Source organism: Chitinophaga sp. HK235 (assembly GCF_018255755.1).
Lineage (GTDB): Bacteria > Bacteroidota > Bacteroidia > Chitinophagales > Chitinophagaceae > Chitinophaga.
Genome location: NZ_CP073766.1, coordinates 6,817,871 through 6,842,044, shown reverse-complemented (window position 1 = coordinate 6,842,044; position 24,174 = coordinate 6,817,871). Strand labels below are relative to the sequence as shown.

The 24,174-nt window shown below is 47.7% G+C and carries 17 protein-coding genes and 1 riboswitch; of the genes, 10 read left to right on the top strand and 7 right to left on the bottom strand.

All coding sequences use genetic code 11. The annotated features are described in order from the left end of the window. Positions 1-184 precede the first annotated feature (184 nt). From KD145_RS26145 to KD145_RS26135, 4 genes are all read left to right on the top strand, one after another. On the top strand, positions 185-1,624 hold the full coding sequence (locus tag KD145_RS26145) for a hypothetical protein (RefSeq protein ID WP_249219570.1): 1,440 nt from the start codon (positions 185-187) through the stop codon (positions 1,622-1,624). A 34-nt stretch (positions 1,625-1,658) separates the two neighbouring features. Beyond that, complete coding sequence (locus KD145_RS32520) at positions 1,659-1,793, top strand: hypothetical protein (RefSeq protein WP_256441232.1); 135 nt, start codon at positions 1,659-1,661, stop codon at positions 1,791-1,793. A 1,144-nt stretch (positions 1,794-2,937) separates the two neighbouring features. After that, positions 2,938-3,372 (top strand): hypothetical protein, encoded by a 435-nt coding sequence (locus tag KD145_RS26140; RefSeq protein WP_212002764.1) that lies wholly within the window; start codon positions 2,938-2,940, stop codon positions 3,370-3,372. 37 nt (positions 3,373-3,409) lie between these two features. Next, positions 3,410-6,298: an SGNH/GDSL hydrolase family protein gene (locus tag KD145_RS26135; RefSeq protein ID WP_212002763.1), complete on the top strand. Its 2,889-nt coding sequence runs from the start codon at positions 3,410-3,412 to the stop codon at positions 6,296-6,298. A gap of 64 nt (positions 6,299-6,362) precedes the next feature. Here KD145_RS26135 and KD145_RS26130 read toward each other — a convergent pair whose 3' ends face one another. After that, the gene (locus KD145_RS26130; protein WP_212002762.1) at positions 6,363-6,965 is read right to left on the bottom strand and encodes an RNA methyltransferase; all 603 of its coding nucleotides are present in this window, start codon (positions 6,963-6,965) and stop codon (positions 6,363-6,365) included. 211 nt (positions 6,966-7,176) lie between these two features. Between KD145_RS26130 and KD145_RS26125 the strand changes: the two genes are divergently transcribed. The 3 genes from KD145_RS26125 to KD145_RS26115 all read left to right on the top strand — a co-directional run bounded on the left by KD145_RS26125 (position 7,177) and on the right by KD145_RS26115 (position 11,375). Then, positions 7,177-9,885 (top strand): AsmA-like C-terminal region-containing protein, encoded by a 2,709-nt coding sequence (locus tag KD145_RS26125; protein ID WP_212002761.1) that lies wholly within the window; start codon positions 7,177-7,179, stop codon positions 9,883-9,885. Positions 9,886-9,893: 8 nt separating this feature from the next. Continuing rightward, a complete protein-coding gene (locus tag KD145_RS26120) occupies positions 9,894-10,823 on the top strand; it encodes a hypothetical protein (protein ID WP_212002760.1) in 930 nt (309 codons plus the stop codon). A gap of 153 nt (positions 10,824-10,976) precedes the next feature. Next, positions 10,977-11,375: an SdpI family protein gene (locus KD145_RS26115; RefSeq protein WP_212002759.1), complete on the top strand. Its 399-nt coding sequence runs from the start codon at positions 10,977-10,979 to the stop codon at positions 11,373-11,375. Between the two features lie 133 nt (positions 11,376-11,508). Here KD145_RS26115 and KD145_RS26110 read toward each other — a convergent pair whose 3' ends face one another. The 5 genes from KD145_RS26110 to KD145_RS26090 all read right to left on the bottom strand — a co-directional run bounded on the left by KD145_RS26110 (position 11,509) and on the right by KD145_RS26090 (position 19,357). Beyond that, positions 11,509-14,682, bottom strand: a complete 3,174-nt coding sequence (locus KD145_RS26110; protein WP_212002758.1) for an efflux RND transporter permease subunit — start codon at positions 14,680-14,682, stop codon at positions 11,509-11,511. Positions 14,683-14,711: 29 nt separating this feature from the next. Then, complete coding sequence (locus KD145_RS26105) at positions 14,712-15,851, bottom strand: efflux RND transporter periplasmic adaptor subunit (protein WP_212002757.1); 1,140 nt, start codon at positions 15,849-15,851, stop codon at positions 14,712-14,714. Between the two features lie 18 nt (positions 15,852-15,869). Then, the gene (locus KD145_RS26100; protein ID WP_212002756.1) at positions 15,870-17,204 is read right to left on the bottom strand and encodes a TolC family protein; all 1,335 of its coding nucleotides are present in this window, start codon (positions 17,202-17,204) and stop codon (positions 15,870-15,872) included. A gap of 383 nt (positions 17,205-17,587) precedes the next feature. Then, complete coding sequence (gene lipA, locus KD145_RS26095; RefSeq protein ID WP_212002755.1) at positions 17,588-18,487, bottom strand: lipoyl synthase; 900 nt, start codon at positions 18,485-18,487, stop codon at positions 17,588-17,590. Positions 18,488-18,523: 36 nt separating this feature from the next. Next, positions 18,524-19,357 carry a hypothetical protein gene (locus tag KD145_RS26090; protein ID WP_212002754.1) on the bottom strand — a complete coding sequence of 278 codons (834 nt, stop codon included), beginning with the start codon at positions 19,355-19,357 and terminating at the stop codon, positions 18,524-18,526. Between the two features lie 183 nt (positions 19,358-19,540). Between KD145_RS26090 and KD145_RS26085 the strand changes: the two genes are divergently transcribed. After that, positions 19,541-19,948, top strand: a complete 408-nt coding sequence (locus KD145_RS26085) for an OsmC family protein (RefSeq protein WP_113614867.1) — start codon at positions 19,541-19,543, stop codon at positions 19,946-19,948. A 74-nt stretch (positions 19,949-20,022) separates the two neighbouring features. Here KD145_RS26085 and KD145_RS26080 read toward each other — a convergent pair whose 3' ends face one another. After that, positions 20,023-21,303 carry a DUF2851 family protein gene (locus KD145_RS26080; protein ID WP_212002753.1) on the bottom strand — a complete coding sequence of 427 codons (1,281 nt, stop codon included), beginning with the start codon at positions 21,301-21,303 and terminating at the stop codon, positions 20,023-20,025. Positions 21,304-21,434: 131 nt separating this feature from the next. Continuing rightward, positions 21,435-21,553, top strand: a riboswitch (SAM riboswitch). A 180-nt stretch (positions 21,554-21,733) separates the two neighbouring features. On the opposite strand from KD145_RS26080, the gene KD145_RS26075 reads away from it, so the two are divergent. Together KD145_RS26075 and KD145_RS26070 are read left to right on the top strand one after the other, a co-directional pair. After that, on the top strand, positions 21,734-22,912 hold the full coding sequence (locus tag KD145_RS26075) for a PLP-dependent aspartate aminotransferase family protein (protein ID WP_212002752.1): 1,179 nt from the start codon (positions 21,734-21,736) through the stop codon (positions 22,910-22,912). A gap of 80 nt (positions 22,913-22,992) precedes the next feature. Then, on the top strand, positions 22,993-24,174 hold the full coding sequence (locus KD145_RS26070) for a homoserine dehydrogenase (protein ID WP_212002751.1): 1,182 nt from the start codon (positions 22,993-22,995) through the stop codon (positions 24,172-24,174).

The following is a 24,174-nucleotide window of genomic DNA, read 5'->3' as shown; positions in this document are numbered from 1 at the left end:
AGAAAAGGGGTTTAATAAGTATAGAGTATTTCCCCGGCCCTGGTGGCCGGGGATTTTTTTATGCTTGTTTTTCCAGACGAGAATGCATAATTTGCTGGTGAGTGTATAACTTTAATGCTAGCTGATTTCCTGGGATTTTACGTTACTTTGCAGAGTGGCCAGATAATTTGTAACCCTTACCTATATGAAAATTTTTTATATCCTTATATTACTGTCTTGTATCTCGTTTTCCAATGTGACTGCGCAGAACCTTACTGCCCAAAAAGACAGTGTAATAACCAAAGTACAACAGGTACCTGAAAAGTTTATTTCCACGGCTAAAAACAAAGCCGACAAAATGAATAAACAGGTTACCGCACGCACCGACAAAGCCCTGAAACGGCTCCTGAAGGAAGAACAATCCATGCAGAAAAAACTGGCCAAAATAGACAGTGTAGCCGCCCGTAATATCTTTACCCGCAGCATTGACTCACTGGGTAATTTACAGGCCAGATTGAAGGGCAAACTGGGCAAAGTACCTTCCGCATTATCCCAGCCCGGAGGCCCTTATCTTGATAGTTTACAGAACTCTCTGGCCTTCCTCAAAAACTCCAAAGACCTGCTCAAACAATCCAAAGGGATTACCGACAAACTCAACGGCGCCACCAAATCCATGGATGCCCTGAAAGATAAACTGCAACAGGCGGAAGCCATCAAAGCATTTATCCGCGAAAGGAAACAACAATTGAAAGAACAGCTGTCTCAATACACCGGCTTCACCAAAGACCTGCAGAAAATGAACAAGGAAGCCTACTATTATGCACAACAGCTGAAAGAATATAAAGAGATCTTCAAAGACAAAAAGAAAGCAGAACAGAAAGCCATGGAAATCATTAAAAAGGTGCCTGCCTTTAATGATTTCATGCAGAAACATTCCCAGCTGGCCGGATTGTTTAACCTGCAGAACAGCACCGCCTCCGCACAAAGCCTGGAAGGCCTGCAAACACGCAACCAGGTAGAACAGCTGATACAACAGCGACTGGGTGGCGGTCCGAATGCCGGCGCCGCTGTAGGTCAGCAGATGGCCGAAGCTCGCAGCAAAATGAATGAGCTGAAAAGCAAATTCCCCGACCTCGATAACGCCGCAGACATGCCTAATTTTAAGCCCAACGAAATGAAAACAAAAAGTTTTCTTCAACGGCTGGAATTCGGCAGCAACATACAGTTTCAGCGCAGTACCAAATTCTTCCCCACCACCAGCGACCTCGCCGGACAGGTAGCCTATAAATTCCATAAAAACGGTAGCGTAGGTATTGGCGGCTCCTATAAACTGGGTATGGGCACCGGTTTCAATGATATTCACTTCAGCGGTCAGGGTGCCAGCATACGCTCCTTCATCGACTGGAAGCTGAAAGGCACTTTCTTCCTCAATGGTGGCTATGAACAAAACTACCAGCCTGAAGGCGTTGCGGCCACAGGCGGCGTGGGCCAGGCCTGGACGCCCAGCGGCCTGATAGGCATCAGCAAAAAGTATAAGATCAACAGTAAGTTAAAAGGCAATATGATGGTCCTTTTTGACTTTCTCTACAACCAGCATGTACCGAGAACAGATCCTATCAAGGTAAGGATGGGGTATAATTTCTAAACCATCTACACATTTTAATAACACTGTATTTATCATGCCCTGCCCCGCCACACTGGCGGAAGCGCGCACTATGCTCAGCCAGCAGCATACCAGAAACCTGGCTATAGAAGCGCGCACTTTCCAGATGATCAAACAACTGAATATGCCACGTTACCTGGATTTACCATGAAAAATATGTTATTACCAATACCAATGACAACGATTAACGCTTTCCGGAAAGCACCACGGAATCTCGGGTATTAAAAACAAATAAAGAACCGCTGCCGGCTTATTCCTGCAGCGGTTCTCTATTTCCGGCCGGTAAAGTATCTTTTAATTTTCCGCTTAACAGGCCATAGCCATTCCTTTTTAAATGCACACAGTATAAAAAACACACTGATACAGTAATTATACGCTAACGGCACACTAACTGCTTCATGAAAGCGGGATTCATAATATTCATATTCCTCAACCCCCTGAAGCTGCAATATGAATGTTATTATCATGAAAAGAACACTCAATCCTATTATTAGCACACTTCCCCATTTAGCTGAAAACCTTCCGATTTCCTGGATCATCATTTTTTATTTTGAAGGTGATAATGCATATCTGGTTAGAAGAGACAATAAGTCCTACCGATTAATTATATAAAAATACGCACATAAATTTCATCGCTGGAACAATGCTTACAACTATTCTCCGCAATCCCTTCGACCAGAAAACTTTCCACTCCTCGGATCATACACCCTCATCCCATAATCCTGCTGATTCCCCTCTCCCTTCACCTCATTATCATTCTCCTTACCATTAAACCCATAACGATATACCTAACGCTGTCCCATTCCACGACCTCACCAGATTTAAACTATCCAAGTCATACTAGCCTTCTTTCATTTCCAGCTGTTCATAAGTAAACTTCTCAGAATCGAGTCACAAGGGCTCATCAAGTAAGATCCTTGCATTTGGGGGATTTCCAGGCTCATACATCACATTAAATTTATCACCTATTGTTTTAAAGTATCTCATTTTCTTCATAACTAATGGGTGCAGTGATCATTTATTATTTCATAGTGTTTCAAAGGTATATAAACACAACTGATACTACAAGACAACTTTTCTATTTCCATCCATCCCTTTAGCAGCAACGCTTTCAACAGAAAACACAAACAACATTACGAAACTTTTGTACTTTCATTCCATGTAGCATAATTTAACCCTGGCAGTTTGCCCTATACCAAACATATGGACAGCAATAAATTTTAGCAGAAGTGAATTTAAGATGAATGTCTATGCCCTTTCATCTCCCTATATTTTTTCATTTAAAGTAACTGTGTATGATACGTTACAGTATGGGACTATTCCTGTTGGTATCCCTGCAGCAGGTTAAAGCCCAGTCTAAAATGCTGGTGAGGCCTGACTCGATAAAAATAATTACCCAGTCAATGGTCATTCGTAATACCACCAGAAACATCAAAGGATATTTATTGAATACAGGAGATGGAATCACCGGTTTCAGCCAGACCGGAAAAGCAATACAGTTTTCTGTAGGTACACAGGGATCTCCTGTAGCAGGTGATACTGCCTATAGTCATCCTGCCCTGATGAAAAAATCGATTAAAGTATGGCGAAGCGGATTACTGCAGAAAAAAGATCCGCAACGTGGCGTAAATATAGACAGCATCGCCGGCAAAATCATTTTTTATCCAGCACTGACACAGGCTGAAAAAATTTATATAGAAGCACTAGACAAAATGGCTATCACTTTATGATTCCATTTAACACATGATAACTTATTAATACATCCGTATGTTTAAACAAGTTCTGCTAATCCCGCTCTTATTATTGGGAATGACTGCTGTTGCTCAACCTCCGTTGAGAATAGAAAAAGATTCCGTAAAGATTCATAATGCCGAACTGGTTTTGAGAAATAAAACCAAAGATGTAACCGGGTATCTGTACAACAGTGGCGATGGAGTTACGATGTTCAGAAAAATGGGAAAACAGGTACAGTTCCTGGTAGGAACACCTGGGTATCCTGCTGCCGGAGACACTGTATTCCAGCACCCCTCACTGGGTGGCTACACCATTAAAGTTTTGAGAAATGGATTGCTTCAATACAGAGGTAATTCCAATGGTGTAAAAATAGATGATAACAATGGCAGCATCGTTTTTTATCCTGCCTTACAACAGAACGATCATATTTACATAGAAGCACTGGGAGGGATGGATTTATCACTGGATGGCACTGATGTCAACCCAGGTACACCTGCTTCAAGGGGACCACTGGTACTGCAAACCGGCGCATTCGAAAATACGGGAAAAACGTTTACTGTCAGATGGACCACCAATGCCAAAACCTTGTATCTAAGCCCGAAGGTTACCGGTCTGGGATCCTCTACCCTTGCGGGTTACGGGCTGAACAACCCGGACCGGCTGGGTGATAAAATATTATTATGGTTAACCAACAACACCAATAGTCCTACCTGGGATAACCTGGCAGTTGCCGGCTATAGCAGTAAAGATGTACTGCCTGTTCTGAATGGTGGTGCATCAGGACATAATATCGAAGCAGCCTTAAACCTCAACCCGGACTTCATCTTCGTATCACTTCCCTCCAATGATCCGGCTTCCGGCATTTCCGTGAATGAGAGTATTGCCAACCTGAAAAAAATAGATGCACTGGCCCAGCAGCAAGGTATTCCCGTTTTCTTCGAAACAACACAACCCCGCAACAATTACACTACCCAGCAAAAAGATATGCTCAGACAACTGGGAGACAGTATCAGAGCGATATGGCCCAAACGTTATGTAGAAGGATACAAAGACGTGGCAGATCTGACTACAGGCAACATATTGCCTCAATACGATAACGGCGATGGTGTTCATCTTAACAGTACCGGCAACCAGTTTATTGCCAACAACCTCTTTGACGCCTGGATGAATTACTTTCAGTCCATCAAGGGAGTGAAACGGTATGTAATCGATTCATCCCTGGACAAAACCAACTGGTCGCAGTTTGCTGTAGAGCAGGACCAAAACATTGTAAAACGAAACTATTCCCGCTTCAATCAGGCCAAACAATATTTCAGGGTGAAAGCCGAACTGAAAGACGGCACCGTCACACCTTATTCCAATATTGCCACACTGGAAGAAAAGACCACACCTACCAACCCCGGAGTAGATGACTTTAATTACCGGCTCCTGGTAGACCTGGGCGGCGACAACATTAACACATTGAATGGTTCCAATTTACCCGATGGAAAACCCACACCATCGCCCGATGCCTCCGGGAAATACTGGAACAACTGGTTTGGTATCGGAGGAGTGACCGGATTTGCGGATAAAGCAGCGATCGCTCAACTCAAAACTACCACCAATGCTACCACTAACATGAGCATACAGTTACTCGGAGCCCCACAGGGTACTTTTGGTTCATCCGATACCAAAGCTATCAACTACAATGGATTTAAAGTACCGGCAGGCGACTATCCCTATGAAGCTGTTTATGATAACATGTTCCTGCATACTTCCATCAATCCCAATGGCGTCACCCTGCGCATTAAAGGGCTCGCCAAAGCCAACAAATATTACATCAAACTATGGGGCGCCCGACTGGATGATACCAACACTCCGCGTATATTGCAGGCCAAACTGGGAGAGGAAAGCTGGACAGATGCACAATCCGTGGATGGTCGTTATGCTACTAACGGTACACCCGACTATAACCGGGCTATTACCTTCAGCAATGTCACCGGACGTGATTCCGTCGACATCACCCTGCGTGTAGGGCCCTCCAGCACTTTTGCACATGTCAGCATTGTGGATATCGGTGTAATGGGCACCCTGCCGGTGGTGCCCCAACTGAAGCTCAACGATACTACCACCACACTCAGTACCATGCAGCTGACAGCCTTGCCTGTTAATGGCGCCAGTATAACATCCTATCAGTGGAGCCAGCTCTCCGGGCCCAACACCGCTGTAATCGGCAATGGCAGTACGGCAACAGCCAGCATCTCCGGCCTCACCAACGGAACCTTTGTATTTAAAGTATCCGGAACAACCACCAGCGGTGAAGTGCTGACAGCACAGGCTACCGTTAAAGTATTCCCGGACAACAACGGTAAAAAAACCATGCGGGTACACTTTAGTAAAAATCAGGTCACTCCTATCCCCGGATGGCTCAACATGTATAACACTTCTGTCAATCAGCGTATCACCATGACAGATCCTGTAACCAGCTGGATTGTGGATAACGTATCAGATAGCAAATTATACTGGTCACCTTTCGCCGGCAGCCAGGCTGCCGACACAGCTGGTGTCACCACCGGCAATAACAGCGGTATCGTCCCTGATATCGTCCTGAAAAGCTACTGGTTCAACTACAGCCTGAAATACACTACCGGCATGGATAACCTGCAGGTCAAAGGGCTTAATCCTGCGAAAACCTATACCATCCGGTTAGTTGGTGCAAGAAGCAACGGCGGCAATCCAGCCATTTTAAGGTTTGGCGCATGGCGTGTCAATGGCGGTAATGAAATTTTACAGGATATAAAGGACAATACTTCTCAGGAAACGGTTGTCAACAACGTAACACCTGATGCCAATGGTGTTATCAAACTTTCTGTAAATTCTCCGACGCTAACTGCCAATGGAGACTACTCCTATATCAATGCATTAATAGTTATCGAGAACTAAAAATTGCAGCATAAAAAAAAGCATCCCGGTCAGTTGACCGGGATGCTTGTTTTATGCTGTTATATCATAACTCTCCGTCCAGTTCTTCTTTATATCCCCACTCGTGCAACAGGGTATTATACTGTTCCGGTGGCAGTCCGGGCTTATCATAGTGGCCTGCCAGTTTTTTCTGCCGCATGGCTTCATAGATGCTGACCGCGCAGGCTACAGAGATATTGAGTGATTTGATGATGCCCATTTGCGGGATGATAAAGTTACCATCAGCCATAGCCCTTACCTCCTGGCTGACGCCCATTTGTTCATTACCGAATACCAATGCCACCGAACCGGAGAAGTCGATATCATATAAACTCACCGCATCGCTGGACAGATGAGTGGTCAGGATCTTGTCGTATCTGGTGCGCAACTCGGCAAAACATTCCGCCGCATTGTCAAACTGATGGGTGGTAAGCCAACGGGCCGCACTGCTGCTGCTCCTGTGGCCCCATTTCTTACGCCGTGGCTCCAGTGTATTGATGATATAAACATCCTGGATACCTACCGCATCGCAGGTACGTAATACGGCCGAAACATTATGCGGGTCCTGCACATCTTCCAATACGACGGTTAAATTGGCCTGTCGATTGTTCAGGGTGGAGATTAACCGCTCTCTTCTTTCTGGTGTCATACGTTTATATTTTTCCGAATCCTGCAAAAATAACAAAAATGAAATTGAGCTCCCTACCGGCCCGAAAAGGTCCCATCATACTGAATAACAAGCCAATACAGCCCATATCTCGGGGCAACGGCTATTCTTATATAACAAAAGACTCCCTGCGCCCTCTTTGCACCTTTAAAGGAAAAAATTACCTTCACACCCATAAATCAAACGACAACCTATGCTCAAGAAAATCCTGAAAGTTGTAGCGGGTATAATAGTGGTGCTGGTCCTGGCAGCCATCGCCATTCCTTATTTTTTTAAGGACAAGATCATGGCCAAAGTAAAAACAGAACTCAACAAACATCTTACTGCCAAAGTAGACTTTAAAGATGTGGACATCAGTCTGTTCCGGCATTTTCCACGCCTGGCCGTAGGTCTCGAAGACCTGCAGGTGACCGGCACGGGAGAATTTGAAGGTGATACCCTGTTGAAAGTAAAACAGATCGATGTAGCCCTCAACCTGATGAGCGTTATCAAAGGGGACAAAATGGACATTTACAATGTAGCCCTTATACAGCCAAGGATAAACGCTATCGTACATAATAACGGCGCGGCCAACTGGAACATCACCAAACCCGATACTGCCCAGGCCTCTCCTGCAGATACCGGCAAAACCAGCTTCGCCCTCAGCCTGCAGCAATATAAAATCGAAGATGCCTGGATCAGCTATGACGACCAGCAGGGCAACATGCGGCTGATCATTGATGGACTGACCCACCAGGGCAAAGGCGATTTCACCCAGGATAAATTCACCCTGGAAACCAGCACCACCGCAGAAGGTATCACCTTCCGCTATGGGCTGATACCTTATCTCTCCAGCGTAAAAACCAAACTGGACGCTGACCTCCAGATAGACAATACCACCAGCACGTATACACTGAAAGAAGGTAAGGCTGCCCTCAACAACCTCGAGATAGCCATGCAGGGGTTCTTTAAAATGGTGAACGACTCCACCTACGGCATGGACCTCAGCTTTAAAGCACCTTCCACCCAATTCAAAGACTTGCTGTCACTGATACCGGTTATCTACAAAGCTGATTTTGATAAGATCAAAACCAGCGGTACCGCCTCTTTCGGGGGTTATGTGAAAGGCAACTACTCCCCTTCACAGATGCCGGCCTTCGGCCTCGACCTGGGGATAAAGGACGGTTTCTTCCAGTATCCTGACCTCCCCAAGCCGGTGAAAAATATTCAGATAGCCATGAAGGTTACCAACCCTGACGGCATACCTGACCATACCGTAGTAGACATGCCTACCGGCCACCTCGAAATGGATAATACCCCCCTCGACCTGCGTCTGCTGGTTAAAACACCGGTATCCGACATGTACCTCGACGGCGCAGCAAAAGGTAAGATAGATCTCTCCAAGATCACCCAGTTCGTAAAACTGGAAACAGGTACCGCCCTCAGCGGCCTCCTCGATGCCGACATCTCCGCCAAAGGCAATATGAGCGCCATCGAAAAACAACAATACGACCGCTTCTATGCCGCCGGTACCCTGCAACTCAGCAACATGCTGTACAAAAGCAAGGACTACCCCGACGGTGTCAACGTAAAAAACCTGTTCCTCCAGTTCAATCCTAAAAACGTTACCGTAAAAGACCTCAGCGGGCAATACCTCGGCTCCAACTTCGAAGCCAATGGTGAAGTCAATAACCTGCTCGCCTATATGTTTAAAAATGCACCGCTGGATGGTAAACTGAACTTCAAAGCCGACCAGGTGAATGTGAATAAATTCATGGGCACCACCAGCACCGCTGCCAGCGACGGCAAAACCGCTCCTGCCAAAGTGGATTCTGCTGCGATGGCCCCCTTTGCTGTACCAGCCAACCTGAACATCAGCCTGCAGACAGCCGTAGGTAAAGTACTGTACGATAAAGCAGAACTCAACAACGTAACCGGTACCCTGCTCGTAAAAGATGAAACAGTGACCATGCAGCAGCTGAAAGCCAACGCCCTCCAGGGTACCATGGAAATCAACGGTAGCTACAGCACTAAAAACAACAAAAACAATCCCGATATCAACATCGCCTACGATGTACAGAACCTCGATGTGCAACAGACCTTCAATACTTTTAATACCGTACAGAAACTGATGCCTATCGGTAAATTCCTCTCCGGCAAAATCACCTCCCAGCTGAAGATGCATGGTAAACTGGGTAAAGACATGAGCCCCGACCTCAGCACCCTCACCGGTGATGGTAACCTCCTGCTCATCCAGGGCTTCCTCAAACAGTTTGCTCCGGTAGACCAGCTGGCCAGCACACTCAATATCTCCCAGCTGAAAGATGTCTCCCTGCGTGATATCAAAAACTACTTCGCCTTTGAAAACGGCCGCGTAAAAGTGAATCCGTTCAAAGTATCTGTAAATGGTATCAGCATGAACATCGCCGGTTCACACGGCTTCGACCAGTCACTGGACTACACCCTGCAACTGGCACTGCCCCGCAGCCTGATGGGTTCCGCCGGCAACACCCTGGTTAATAACCTCGCCTCTCAGGCCCAAAGCAGAGGTATCCCCGTAAACCTGGGCGACAGCGTACACCTGCAGGTGCTCATGGGTGGCAATATCCTGAAACCATCTCTTAAAACAGACCTGAAGGAAAGTGCTAACAACCTGAAAAACCAGGCTACCGAACTCGTTAAAAACAAAATAGATACCGTTAAAAACGTTGTACGCGACTCTGTGAACCAGATTAAGAACAATGCGGTGAACGCCCTTAAAAACGAGCTTAAAAACCAATTGAGCGGCAAAAAAGATTCTACACAGCCTTCCGGTGGCAAACCGCTGGAAAATGTAGGCAAACAAGCCGGTGAATCTGTAAAAAACACACTCAACGGCCTGTTCGGTAAAAAGAAACAACCAGCAGATTCTACCAAACAATAAAAACATACATGAAAAAATTCATCCTGTTTTACCCTATGCTGTTACTGACACTGGGGGCGCGTGCTCAATATAACACGGCCTCCGGTGTCTTCGTCTACGACACCAGAAACAGCGACGAAGTACCCATCCAGTTCGATAAGATTGTACACTTTGATTTTAAAGCCCGGAGTACCGTCAATGTCCCTGGCTCAGGCACTTTCTCCGGCATGATGACATTCGCCCCCTGGGGCGACGCTACCGGAGACATGTACCACCAGCTCAACTTTAACAATGGTGGAATTTATTATCGTCAGGGACTGGCTGGCAGCAACTGGGGCATGTGGAGGGCAATGATCATGGAAGGCCCTGATGGACGTGTTCGCACCGACAAAGAGCTGCACCTGAACAAAGGTGGGAATAATCTTATTCTGACTGCAGGTACACTTGACCACTCCTATATGTCATTTTATGCCCGGACAAACGCTCCTGATCAACGCAGCGGCTGGTTCGGATTTGGCAGCGGCGGTGGTTCCAATATTTCAGTCGCCAATGAACTTCCCGGTGGCAATATCATACTGGCCACCAATGGCGGTAATGTAGGCATCGATGTTGATCCTAAAGAAAAACTCTCCGTGAAAGGCACCATAAAAGCAGAGAAGATAAAAGTAACCATAAAGGATTGGCCAGACTACGTCTTTAATCCCGACTATACACTCCCTTCCCTGCAGGAAACGGCCCGCTACATCACCGAACATAAACACCTGCCTGATATTCCCGCTGCCGCGGAAGTTGAAGAATCCGGACTTGATGTAGGTGAGATGAATAAAAAACTTCTGCAAAAAGTGGAAGAACTCACCCTTCATCTGATTGAACAGCAGAAGGTGATTCAATCCCAGCAAACAGCCATCACTCAACTCAATAAGGACGTACAATCCATGAAACAACAGTTGAAGCATTAACTGTCATCACTTTTAGCATATAAAAAGCTCCTGGAAAAACCAGGAGCTTTTTTGTTTTAAAGCCACTACCACCCCAGTGGATGGAACAGGCTGCTGGTGATATACATAACCCATATTTTTTTCGTACCTTATAAGTAACCAAACCCCTCTCCCATGTTCATGAATTTCTTGCATTCCACTTACTGTAATGCGGCTATTTTCGCTGGGATACTATTCTTCTTTATGGGGTATTTTATCCGGCGTTATCCTCCTAAAAGCACCAAAACATGGTATGGCTACCGAAGCGTCCTCTCTACCCAAAGTCCGGAGATGTGGCATGAGGCCAACCAGGATGCAGCTTATATTTCCAGGCGTATCGGCACAATCCTCATACCTACCGGTTTTGCCTGCGCCCTGTTCTTCGAAGGCCAGACAGACTGGTTCTGGTACATTACCGTAGGATCTGTCATCATCGCGGTGATGTATATGGTAGGTTACACAGAGTGGAGGTTGCAGCAAAAAATAAACCGCGATGAGTATGATGCCGCTGATGTTCCTGATAAACGAAGATAAAAGCGAATAATAAATGAAGAGCCCGTTGATCAAACGATCAACGGGCTCTTCATTTATTCAAAAAAACAACTCAATCTTATTCCATCTCTGCACTGATCTCCGCTCATCAGGAACATCAGCGGCATCATACTCATCACAGTTGTATGTCATGTTCTGGCACTGACTGATAATTCTCTTTCATCTTCCTCAGTTTCTCTTTACCATAAGCCAGTCGGGTGATCACCACATACAGTACCGGCACAATAAAGATGGCCAGGAAGGTAGCGGTAAACATACCACCGAGTACGGTCCAGCCCATGGTTTTACGGGCTTCAGCGCCGGCTCCGGAGGATAATACCAGCGGCATGATACCGAGGAGGAAAGCCAGAGAGGTCATCACGATCGGGCGCAGACGCAGTTTGGCTGCCTCTACGGCGGCGGTTACCAGGTCCATGCCTCTGTCTACACGCTCTTTGGCAAACTCTACGATCAGGATGGCGTTTTTGGCTGACAGACCGATGAGGGTGATCAAACCGATCTGCGCATATACGTTGTTACTCAGTTTAGGCAGGAACGTTAGTACGGTAATCGCACCAAAAGCACCGATAGGCACAGCCAGCAGTACGGAGAACGGCACTGACCAGCTTTCATACAGTGCTGCCAGGAACAGAAATACGAAGATGATGGATAACGCAAAGATATATACGGTTTTGGAACCGGATAATATCTCCTCACGGCTAAGGCCGGAGAACTCATACCCATAGCCATCCGGCAATATCTCTGCTACTTCCTTCAGTGCTTTGATCGCATCGCCGCTACTGTAGCCTGGCGCCGGGTTACCATTGATTTCTGCAGAACGGAACAGGTTGTAGTGGGATATCACCGGTGCATTTTCAATCACCTTATAGGATGTGAGTGCACTCAGCGGTACCATGCTTCCGGCGCTGTTTCGTACAAAAAACTGGCTCAGGTTTTTGATATCTCCACGATAGGTGGAATCGGCCTGTGTTACTACACGGAAGTTACGTCCATACACTGTGAAGTCGTTGATATAGGCACTACCCATATAGGTTTGCAGAGCGGTGGCGATATCTGAAATCTTCACGCCCATTTTTTTGGCTTTCTCGCGATCGATGTCCAGCTGATAGCCTGGCGTACGGGCGGTAAAGAAGGAGAAGGCCCTGGCGATCTCCGGCCGTTTGTTGACGGTATCAAGGAAGTTCCGCAATACACCCTCAAATGCCTTGATATCACCACTTGCTTTCTGCTGCAATACAAATGAGAAACCGGCAGTCTGGCCCAGACCAGGGATAGCCGGTGGCGGAATCACCACCACATTGGCTTCCTTGTATTTGCTGAGTTTTTTCTGTACGGCAGCCACCATACCAAATATCTGAAGAGATTCTGCTTTACGTTCACTCCATGGTTTCAGTGAACAAAAGATGGTACCACTGTTGGATTTAGTAGAGAAGTTCACCGCATTCAGACCACCGAGTGCAGCATAGTGGTTGATGCCCGGCAGGCTGTCAAGATCTTTCATCATCTGGCTCATCACACTCACCGTACGCTCTGTGGAAGAAGATTCCGGCAGGTCGAAAGTGATGATCAGACGGCCTTCATCCTCTGTAGGAATAAAGCCGGAAGGTTTGGATTTGAATAACATGACCGTACCTACGAAAATACACAGCAGCAGGACAACGGCATAACGTGACCAGCGGATGCTTTTCTTCACACCCATGGAATAACGGGAAGTGGTATGACCAAACCAACGGTTAAACTTATAGAAGAACTTGTTAAGTCCTTTGGAGTCCTTATCGAGATGCATGGGTTTCAGCAGCAGCATACACAGGGCCGGCGTGAGTGACAGCGCCACAAAGGCGGATATCAGTACAGAGATGGCGATAGTGATGGCAAACTGCTGATACAGGCGGCCTACGATACCGGGGATAAATCCTACCGGCACAAACACGGCGGCGAGGATAAGCGCAATGGCTATTACCGGGCCGGAGATTTCTTTCATCGCCTGTATGGTAGCTTCTTTGGGAGACATCTTCTCATGGTCGATGTTATGTTGTACCGCTTCCACCACCACAATGGCATCGTCCACCACAATACCGATCGCCAGTACGAAACCAAACAGTGTAAGGGTATTGATGGTAAAACCTAATGGTATGAAGAAGATAAAGGTAGCGATGATAGACACCGGAATAGCAAGGATGGGGATGATGGTAGCCCTCCAGCTCTGCAGGAAGAGGAACACCACAATTACCACCAGTATAAGCGCTTCCACCAGTGTGTGCAACACTTCTTCGATAGACACTTTTACTACAGACACAGATTCGAAAGGCACTACATAGTCCACATCGTTGGGGAACTGCTTCTTCAGCCGCTCCATTGCTTCAGTAACATTGGCAGCTGTTTCCAGCGCGTTACTGCCGGGAGCCTGGTATACAAGCAGGTAGGCAGCACGTTTGCCGTCTACGAAGTTGTTACCGGCATAGTTGAACTTACCCAGCTGAATACGGGCTACATCTTTGAGATATACCAGTGAACCGTCGTTGGGACGTGTTTTAATGATGATGTTGCCAAACTCTTCCGGCGTACTCAGACGACCTTTGGTGAAGATGTTGTATTCGAAGGTCTGACCGGTTTGCTGCGGTGGTGCACCTACGGACCCGGCGGTGATCTGTGCGTTCTGTTCGGCCAGGGCTGCACGGATATCTTCAGCGGTAACGCCCATCTGCGCCAGCTTATCGGGCTTCAGCCAGATACGCATACTGAAATCATCTGCGCGTGTGAAGATATCACCTACTCCTTTAGCACGGAGCAATGCATCCTTTACATATACGTTAGTATAGTTGTCGAGGAAGGTAATATCGTGTGTGCCTTTGGGTGAGTACAGCGCTACCAGCATCAGGATGCTGGGGTTACGCTTTCTAACGGTCAAGCCCAAACGCTGCACTTCCTGAGGCAACGTTGGTTGTGCGATACCTACGCGGTTCTGCACGTCCAGTGCGGCAATATTGATATCGGTACCCACTTCAAAGTTGACCGTCATACTCATTTGCCCGCTACTTGTATTATTGGTGGAGATGTAGGTCATACCGGGCGTACCGTTTACCTGTACTTCCACGGGCGTGGCCACGGTTTGCTCCACCGTTTGTGCATCCGCACCGGTGTAGTTGCCGGTTACCTGTACCGTGGGGGGCGATATTTCGGGGTACTGCCCAATGGGCAGGTTCATCATCGCCAGTATCCCCACCAGCACCAGTACAATAGAAATGACTATTGCGGTAACGGGCCTTTTAATAAAAGTATCTGCAATCATGAGTTTCTGCTGTTGATTCTGCTAATTAACTATTTCTTCGCCGGAGCGCCCTGTGGTGCTGCCGGTATTCCTATCTGTATCTTGCCGCCATCACGTAAACGCTGGAAGCCTTCCACAATCACTTTATCACCTGCCTGGATACCATCCATGATCACGATTTTGTCGCCGATCTTTGGTCCCAGGTGTACTTTCTGCTGAGCCGCTACAGAGTCTTTCGCTACAAATACGAAGTACTCGCCCATCTGTTCTGTTACAGCTTTATAAGGCAGAATCAGCCGATCACCGGATTGTTCGTTGAGCACCTGCAATACGCTGCTCATACCATCTTTCAGCCGGCTGTCAGGGTTATTGAATTCTATCCTCACCTTCACAGTAGCAGTCTGATTATCTACCCCACGATCAACAGCCAGTATGCGGCCGCCATGATTGTACATGGTACCATCAGACAGCTGCAGGCGGAAAGTGGAATCGCCGGCGTTGATACTTTTGCCCTGCATCGCAGCAAAACGGGAGAGATCTGTTTCATTGATCACAAAGTCTACCGCGATAGGATTCTCACTGGAGATGGTGTTCAGCAGTGTAGTGCCGGGGCTTACCTGTGCGCCGAGCCTTACCTGTGAGATACCGATACGGCCGGTAAACGGCGCTTTGATCAGGGAGTAATCCAGGTCTGTACGTACAGCGGCCAGGTTGGCTTCTGCTGCTGCGAGTGCGCTGCGGGTAGTTTCCAGTGCAGCTTCTGCGTTGTCCAGTATCTGACGGGCTACTGCATCCTGTTCTGCCAGGCGTTTGTAGCGTTCATCATCTTTTCTGGCCCTGTTATAATTAGCTTTGGCGCTGGCAACATTGGCCTCCGCCTGGAGATAGGCAGCCTGGTATTTACGACGGTCTATTTCATACAGGGTTTTTCCCTGCTGCACTATTTCCCCTTCCTTAAAGAAGATACCGGTGATAAAACCAGCCACCTGGGAGCGCAGCTCCACATTGTTCAGTGCTGTTACAGTAGCGGGAAATTTGTCGTAATAAACGGCCGGTGCCACAGATACCTCCGTAATGTTCACGGGCGTAGGGGGCATAGCTGGCGCTCCTTTCTGGGCAGGCCCCTTGCAGGCAGTAAAACCCAGCAGGCCGGCAGCGCTGATTAAGACAAAGTGGTTCATTTTTTTCATATCCGATCCGGTTACCATTTAATAATTAGCTGTTAAGGTTCCTAATGCTTTTTGCAGGTCTATCTTGCTCGACAGCACCTGGTACATAGCGTTGTAATAACTCAGCTGCGCGGTGCGCAGGTCTGTTTCTGAAATCAGCACGTCCAGGTAGGTTTTGATGCCTTCTTTATATTGCAGTTGCAGCATATTGTAGACATCCTGTGCCATGGCCATGTTTTCTTTCAGGGTCATGAAATCGTTCAGGTTACTTTTATAGATAGCCAGCGCCTGCGCATACTGTGTATTGATCTGGTTTTTCAGTGTGGTAAAATCCCAGTCTGTGCGTTGCAGTTGCAGTTCGGCCATTTTTATATTGTGTATGCGTTTGCCTCCCTGGAAGATGGGCAATGATAGTTTAAGCCCCAGCAAAGAGTTGGGATAGTCGGTGCTGTACAACTTGCTGAAGCTCTGGTTTTGCCAGGCAAAGCTGTAGTTGACAAAGGCAGACAATGAAGGCAGGAAGCTCCATTTGTTATATTGCAGATTGGCTTTCTGCAGGCTTTGTTGTGTTTGCAGCTGTTGGTATTCTATCCTGTTCTGATAGTTGGCAGTAAGCGTAGTATCTTCACCTGCCACCTGCTGTACCATTTGTGCAGTATCATATACCAGTGGCACAGCGCCGGCATTGTCAGGATAACCCATCAACTGTTTCAGGTATACCTGTTTGGCTGTAAGCAGTTCACGGGCGGATTTCTGCTGTGCACGGGCATTGTTGAGTGAGATAGTAGCACGCTTGAAGTCGATCTTATCAACGGTACCGCTTTCATACTGATTGCGGGCATCTTTCAGGCTGCGCTCCAGACGCAGGATATCTTCGTCCAGTACACGGATCTGCTGATTGGTCAGCAGGATGTCATAATAGGCTTTGCTCACACTGGCCACCACATCAATCTGATTGCGGACGGTGTTTTGCTGGCTCTGTTTTCGTACATCCTTTGCCGTATTGGATGCCAGCAGCAGATCGCGGGTAAAGATGTTTTGATTAAGCCCGAACTGTGCGGTAGAAGTGTTGGCCACACCTACTTTGGTAGGGTTGCCACCAAAAATGGAAGTTGGCAGTTCCAGATAATGCTGGATATTGTAGTCCAGGTTCACCTGCGGATACCAGTCTGCCAGCTTGCTTTTGACAGTCCTGTCGGTGATGGCTTCATCTATCCTGGACTGTCTTAACACCGGCTGATGCGACAGCGCATACCGGATGCAATCCTGCAGCGTGGCGCTGGTTAAAACAGAATCAGCAGGTTGTTGCGCATAAAGTTGCGGGGATAATAACATCCCGCAGGCAACAGCCAAAAAGTAAAATGCTCTTTTCATAAAAGGCTTTTGACATTCAGTTCTTCATTGTACCAATCGAAAGCACAACGCGTTAACAGGCAGACCTGTTAAGGCCTTCATGCTCCATTATTTCTAGAGATTTCCTCTGCGCATAGTCAAACCGTTAAAGTATAACCATGGTATGCTGCAATGGCAGTAAACAGGTGAGTCGACTGAAAGCTGCTTATTCAATCTGGGCGATAACCGTGGCATAGTCCGGTGGGTTACAGCGATTGAACAACAACCAATAACAGCGAGTAGGTAGGAGCAACAGATATGCTGTTGCTTAGGTAAAATTAAATTGAGGCGCTAAGATAACCTTCTCCAAACAAAAATCCACCCATAGGGTGGATTTTAACAATTACTTGAAAATTCTTCTCCGATCATCCTTTATTACGACCGCTGACAATATGTTTCTCTGCATGATAGGAAGATCTTACTAACGGACCTGCCTCTACGTAGTCGAGTCCCATGTTGTAACCGATCTCACGTAATTCCGCAAATTCGTCGGGATGTACGAAGCGTACTACCGGCAGATGTTTGGGAGTAGGCTGCAGGTACTGGCCCAGTGTTACCACATCGCAGCCGTTGTCATAGAGGTCCTGCATAGCCTGTACCACCTCTTCCTTGGTTTCACCCAGTCCGAGCATGATACCGCTTTTGGTACGCATGCCGCCTTCTTTCAGCCGACGGATCACTTCCAGACTGCGATGGTATTTAGCTTGTATTCTAACCTGTTTGGTCAGTCTTTCCACTGTTTCGAGGTTATGGGAAACAATCTCGGGTGCTACATCTATGATGCGCTGGAGGTTTTCCCACTGGCCACGGAAGTCGGGAATGAGTGTTTCCATGGTGGTATCCGGGTTCAGGGCTCTTACGGCATTGATAGTATTGGCCCAGATGATGGAACCGCCATCTTTCAGCTCATCTCTGTCTACAGAGGTGATCACCGCATGTTTTACTTTCATGAGGTAGATGGCTTCTGCCACACGTTGTGGCTCGTCGAAGTCCACCGCTTCCGGACGGCCGGTGGCTACGGCACAGAAGCCGCAGCTGCGGGTACAGATATTGCCCAGGATCATGAAAGTGGCCGTGCCGGCTCCCCAGCACTCGCCCATGTTCGGGCAGTTGCCGCTTTCGCAGATCGTATGTAATTTATGGGTATCTACCAGGTTTCTTACCTGCTTGTAGTTCTCGCCTATAGGTAACTTAACGCGCAGCCAGTCGGGCTTTTTCACTCTTGTGGTGGCCGGTTCGGCAGCTATAACGGGTAGTTCTTGCATCGCTGATTCCTTTCTTTAAAAAAACAAAGTTAATACTTATCTCCTATTCCAGCGCTTACCAAACTGCAAGCTTACATATGCATTAAAAAAAAACTGTTTATCATCCTGATTTGCCATGATCTGTATCTTTTTAGTATACATCTCGGCATTTACACCGATCTCCAGGGCGCTTACGACTTCATTAAAGTGGGCCCAGTCGAAGCGGAGGCCTGCGCGGGCATGTAATCCGGGCACTACGCTCAGGTCGCTCCAGCCCTTTCCAAAGCCGGCAGCACCGATGATTTTACCATCGTTGAGGAAGTTATTGTTTGGATTGCTGGGATCGTATTTCACTTCCTGTTCAGGGCCGTCCTGGCTCTTAACATTCAGATAGTAAGGTTTCAGGAGCCCTACAGACAGGCCTCCATAGTAGATGGCATCTACCTCCACTCCGTTTTTATTGGCTTTGCCGCCGATCAGATATCGTTGTCCGATGCCCAGCTTAGCCTGGTAGAAGTTGTTGACCTTTCCATAGATAAACGGCCTTTCCGTAAAGGAGAAGCCACTGCCACCGGAGCCCTGGCGTTTGGTTTCCTTGGGATTTTTCTTCTCTGCAAATTCAAACTGAAAATAATTCACCACTTTGCGGCTCTTACGATAGCCCATCTCCACAAAGCCTGACCAGCCATCCGTATTCAAACGGGCGCCCACGGAAAAATCACGCTGAAACACGTTCTCTCCTTCCTCCTGCTCCCGGAATATGGCAATCTTCTTCAGTTTGCGTTCTTCTTTCTCAGTTCTTTTGGAAGATGTAGAAGGCCGGTTTGTTGTCTGTGCATACAAACCTCCGGAGATCGTTGCTAAAAATAGGATGATGTATAATTTTTTCACAGTGATGGGCTATTATGTAATAAATAAACGCTTGAACAAAGGTATTGTTATATTAATATTACAAACGTACCTAATTTTTTCCGAGTTTGCCAGTGCATCTTTCCGGCTTTCTCATCTACTAAAAATACATTTATTTTACAGTTGATATCAAACAGATTTTAACTGTCTTTATAAAACAAAAATATGGCAACAGCTGAAATAATCTATACCGGCGAGCTCAGAACAACAGCCACACACCTGAAGTCAGGCACTGTTATCGAAACAGACGCCCCGGTAGATAATAATGGTAAAGGCGAACGTTTCTCTCCCACTGATCTGGTAGCAGCAGCACTCGGTTCCTGTATGCTCACCATCATGGGCATCAAAGCCAGAGACAACAACTGGCCTATCGATGGCACAAAAATCAGTGTGACCAAGATCATGGGCACAGAACCCCGTCGTATCACCGGTATCAACGTAATATTCGATATGCCGGCTGGTCATGGCCTCGGTGACAAGGAAAAGACCATCCTCGAAAGAGCCGCCCATACCTGCCCCGTAGCACAAAGCATCCATCCTGACATTAAACAGGATATTACCTTCAACTGGTAATTTTCGCGGAAACGCAAAGCTACAAAGGCGCAAAGGAGTTTGACAACCGTCTTCCTCTGCGCCTTTGTTTTTACCTACCCGCCCAGAATCCGCGTCCCTACTGCACATTCCAGACATCTCTTCTGTTCGCAATAATACTGCTTCAACTCCAGGAGCCCTTGTGATGCCAATGCATTTTCCTGTACGACACCCAGCTTTTTCCAGGCCCGCGTAATATGGTTATTTTCTGCCGGCAGCTGCTGCAGCAGCGATAGTGCCAGCTCCTGGAAATAAGCCGATTGACGCTGCTGACCATACAGGTGGAGCAGCGGCAATACGCTGTTGATCAATACCGTATGCAGTGCCTGCCGCCCGGGCTGGCGGGTGTGGCGTACACTGCGTCCGAAGCGATAATGCGTGCGCCAATACGGGGAAGGGGGAACGAAAAAAAGCTGTTCCAGTTCCCGGATATTACGCACTTCCAGGATACGGCTAAAAAGCTGCCGTCGTTGTTGTATCAGCGCCGCGAAGCTGGCGATACGCATGGCAGGGAAGGCTGAAGGCCGCATCCTGAGCCAGTTCCACTGATGGGCCATCATAGGTTCCAGCTGGTGGCGCTGACGGAGCTGTCCGTATTCCTGTTGTAACTGTAAAGGATATACGTCGGCAAAGGGTCCTTCCAGCATGCCAGCCTGGCCAAACAGCAGAGCTTCCGCCGCCAGCGGCCGATCGTAATGCCATTGCAGCACGGTATAGGGCAACGACTGCGCCAGTTGCAGAAAAGGCCGGGCATTCACCGGGGCTCCGTAACTGCGGGCCAGTGACCAGTAACAGGTCTCTTCCCAGTTGAAGCCATTGATACCCAGCCAGTGCAGCAGCTCTTGCCAGCGCCGTTCCCAGCGTCCGGCCAGCAGGCGCTCCTGCCAGCCAGTCCAGATCAACCGGGAAACCCTGCCGGCATGCGCACTACAGGGCACAAAGGCTGCTGTACGCCTCAGCTCCTCATACCGCTCCAGCAACAGATTGGAGATATACGGCTGTAGTTCCAGACAACGAATGTGTCCGCCAATACCTTCCGGCAGATCGTGTACATACACCACATGCAGGATGATATGCCGGTACTGCTCATTGCCGGCATGCCCATGCCGGTACCAGTCAGACGAGCGCAGATGCAGCTCTACCGGGCCGGCCCATAAAATGCCGTCAATCCGGATACGGGCCGCCGTAAAATCAGGACCGCTATGATGATTTTGTATACCAGGGCTGATGATCTGGACAGCTTCTCCGGTGATGGCCACCAGGCTGTCCTGCCTGAACAGACGGCACTTCCAGATATGCTGGAACAGCGCCTCTGAGAGCGGGGGGTTAACACTCATAAAGATATGGTTGGTCAATAAAACAATGTTCCTAAAGATAACAATTCACCCGCTGCCGGAAAATAAATTCTGCTCCCAAATTTGGAAAATTGATAAAACTGCCATTACCTTTGCACCCAGTTCTTATACATCACTTATCCAGAAAGGCGGAGGGACTTGGCCCTGCGATGCCTTAGCAACCTTTCCTGATTCAACAGATCAGGAAAAAGGTGCTAATTCCTGCCCCGGTAATACCGGGGAAAGATAAGTTGGCAGAGATAATTCTTCACCAGATATATTATTTGATTAATAGCTCTTCCAACACCCGGAAGAGCTATTTTTTTGCCCTCTCCCGTCACTTCCTGGAAATAAGGTTGTTTAAGTAGATTTTTAATGATAAAGTTGCACGTAATAGCATGACTATTTGTGACTTCATTAAAATTTTATTAACATGAAAACAGCTACACAACTGATTCATAGCATTCCGGTAGATGAACTGACAGGTGCGATTTCCGTACCTATCTATCAGACATCCACCTTTGTGCAGGAATCACCGGGCATCAATAAAGGTTTTGAATTTTCGCGGGCCAACAATCCCACGCGTAAAGTACTGGAAGAGCTCATCTGTAGCCTGGAAGAAGGTTATGCCGGCTTCGCCTTTGCCAGCGGCATGTCTGCCATCGACGCGGTACTCAAACTGCTGAAATCCGGCGACGAAATCATGGCCGTGGAAGATACCTATGGTGGCATCTTCCAGATCTTCAACCACATGTTCGAACGTTTTGGCATCAAAGTAAATTTTGTAGACACCAGCAACCTCGACAAAGTATTGGCCGCCATCACACCCAATACCCGCATCATCTGGCTGGAATCTCCTACCAATCCTACTTTGCGCGTCTCTGATATCAAATCTATCAGCAAAATTGCCAAACAACATAATATACTGCTGGCGGTAGACAATACCTTCAGCACCCCGCTGCTGCAGCAACCGCTCACACTGGGCGCCGATATCGTGATCCACAGCGCCTCCAAATACCTGGCCGGCCACTGTGATGTGATCGCCGGACTAGTGGTGGTCAATTCCAAAGCCCTGGCAGACCAGATCCGGTACAATCAGAACATCTCCGGCAGTATCCTGAGTCCGTTTGAAGCCTGGCTGACCATCCGCGGGATAGAAACACTCTACCTCCGGTTCGAAAAACAATGCAGCAATGCCAGCACCATCGCTAACTGGCTGGCCGCGCATCCGGCAGTAGACAAAGTATATTATCCGGGACTCGCCTCCCATAAAAACCATCATATCGCCCGCAAACAGCAGAAAAACTACGGTGCACTCGTCAGTTTCTCGCTCAAAAGCGACAATATCAAAAACGCGATCCGCATCGTCAACGCTACCAAGCTGTTTAAACTCGCGGAAAGCTTCGGCGGCGTGAAAAGTATGCTGGCCCACCCGGCCACTATGACACATCGCAACATACCGGAAGAATTCCGGAAAAAAACAGGACTGCAGGACTCCTGCATCCGGTTATCAGTAGGGATCGAAGATGCGGAAGACCTCATCAACGACCTCAAACAGGCACTGGATAAACTAAACCATCCAGCCGGCAAACAAATCACTGTTTTACAATAGCTGTCAGCTCACAGCTATAGGCCGCCACAGGCCGCTTCAACACTGAACGCTGACAGCACCAACCAATTATGTACTAAAGTATGGAAAACAAGATCATCAATCTGGGTATTTTCGGCTTCGGCGTCGTAGGACAAGGTCTGTACGAGGTTTTGAACAGGACCAAAGGTATTAATGCACGCATCAAAAAGATCTGCATTAAAGACCCTAACAAATCAAGACCTATCGACAACAGCTATTTTACGACCGATAAAAATGAAATCCTCGAAGATCCTACTATTGACGTAGTGGTAGAGCTGATCAACGACACAGAAGCGGCCTTCGACATCGTAAGCACCGCGCTCCGCAACGGTAAAGCCGTAGTAAGCGCCAGCAAACGTATGATCGCTGAAAACCTGCCTGCCCTGTACGAACTCCAGTCAGCTCATAGAGTGCCTTTCCTGTATGAAGCGTCCAGCTGCGCCAGTATTCCCATCATCCGCAACCTGGAAGAATATTACGATAACGACCTCCTCAACGCGGTGGAAGGTATCTGTAACGGCTCTACGAATTATATCCTCACCAAAATATTCGAAGAAAACCTCAGCTTTGATACCGCCCTCAAACAGGCGCAGGATCTGGGCTTCGCCGAAACAGACCCCAGCCTCGATATCGAAGGATACGATCCCAAATTTAAAATCGTTATCCTCCTCCTCCACGCCTTCGGTACTTTCGTAAAACCCGAAGAAGTGTTCAACTTCGGTATCCATCATCTCAATGACTTCGATATACAGTTCGCCAAACAACGTAACTGTACCATCAAACTGATCGCACAATGCCGCCGCCAGAACGGAAGCGTGTACTCCTATGTATTACCACACCTGGTAAAGGAACACAACCTGCTCTTCGACGTGTACAACGAATACAACGGCATCCTCCTGGAAAGTGCCTTCACCGACAAACAGTTCTTCGTAGGTAAAGGTGCCGGCGGTACCGCCACCGGCAGCGCCGTTCTCTCCGACATCTCTGCCCTGCTGTACAACTACCGCTACGAATACAAAAAAATCAAACAAAACAACCAGCCCAACTTCTCCAACGACGTGAAGCTGAAAGTATACCTGCGCTATAAAACACCTGACCAGGTAGACCTGACAGAATTTTTCAATATCTCTGAAAAGTATGAATCGCCTGAATGGAGATATGTGGTGGGAACCATCAACCTGCAAAAACTGAAAGAAGGCGGATGGCTGAAAAAGAAAGATGTAAACCTGTTAGTTCTCGAGTAA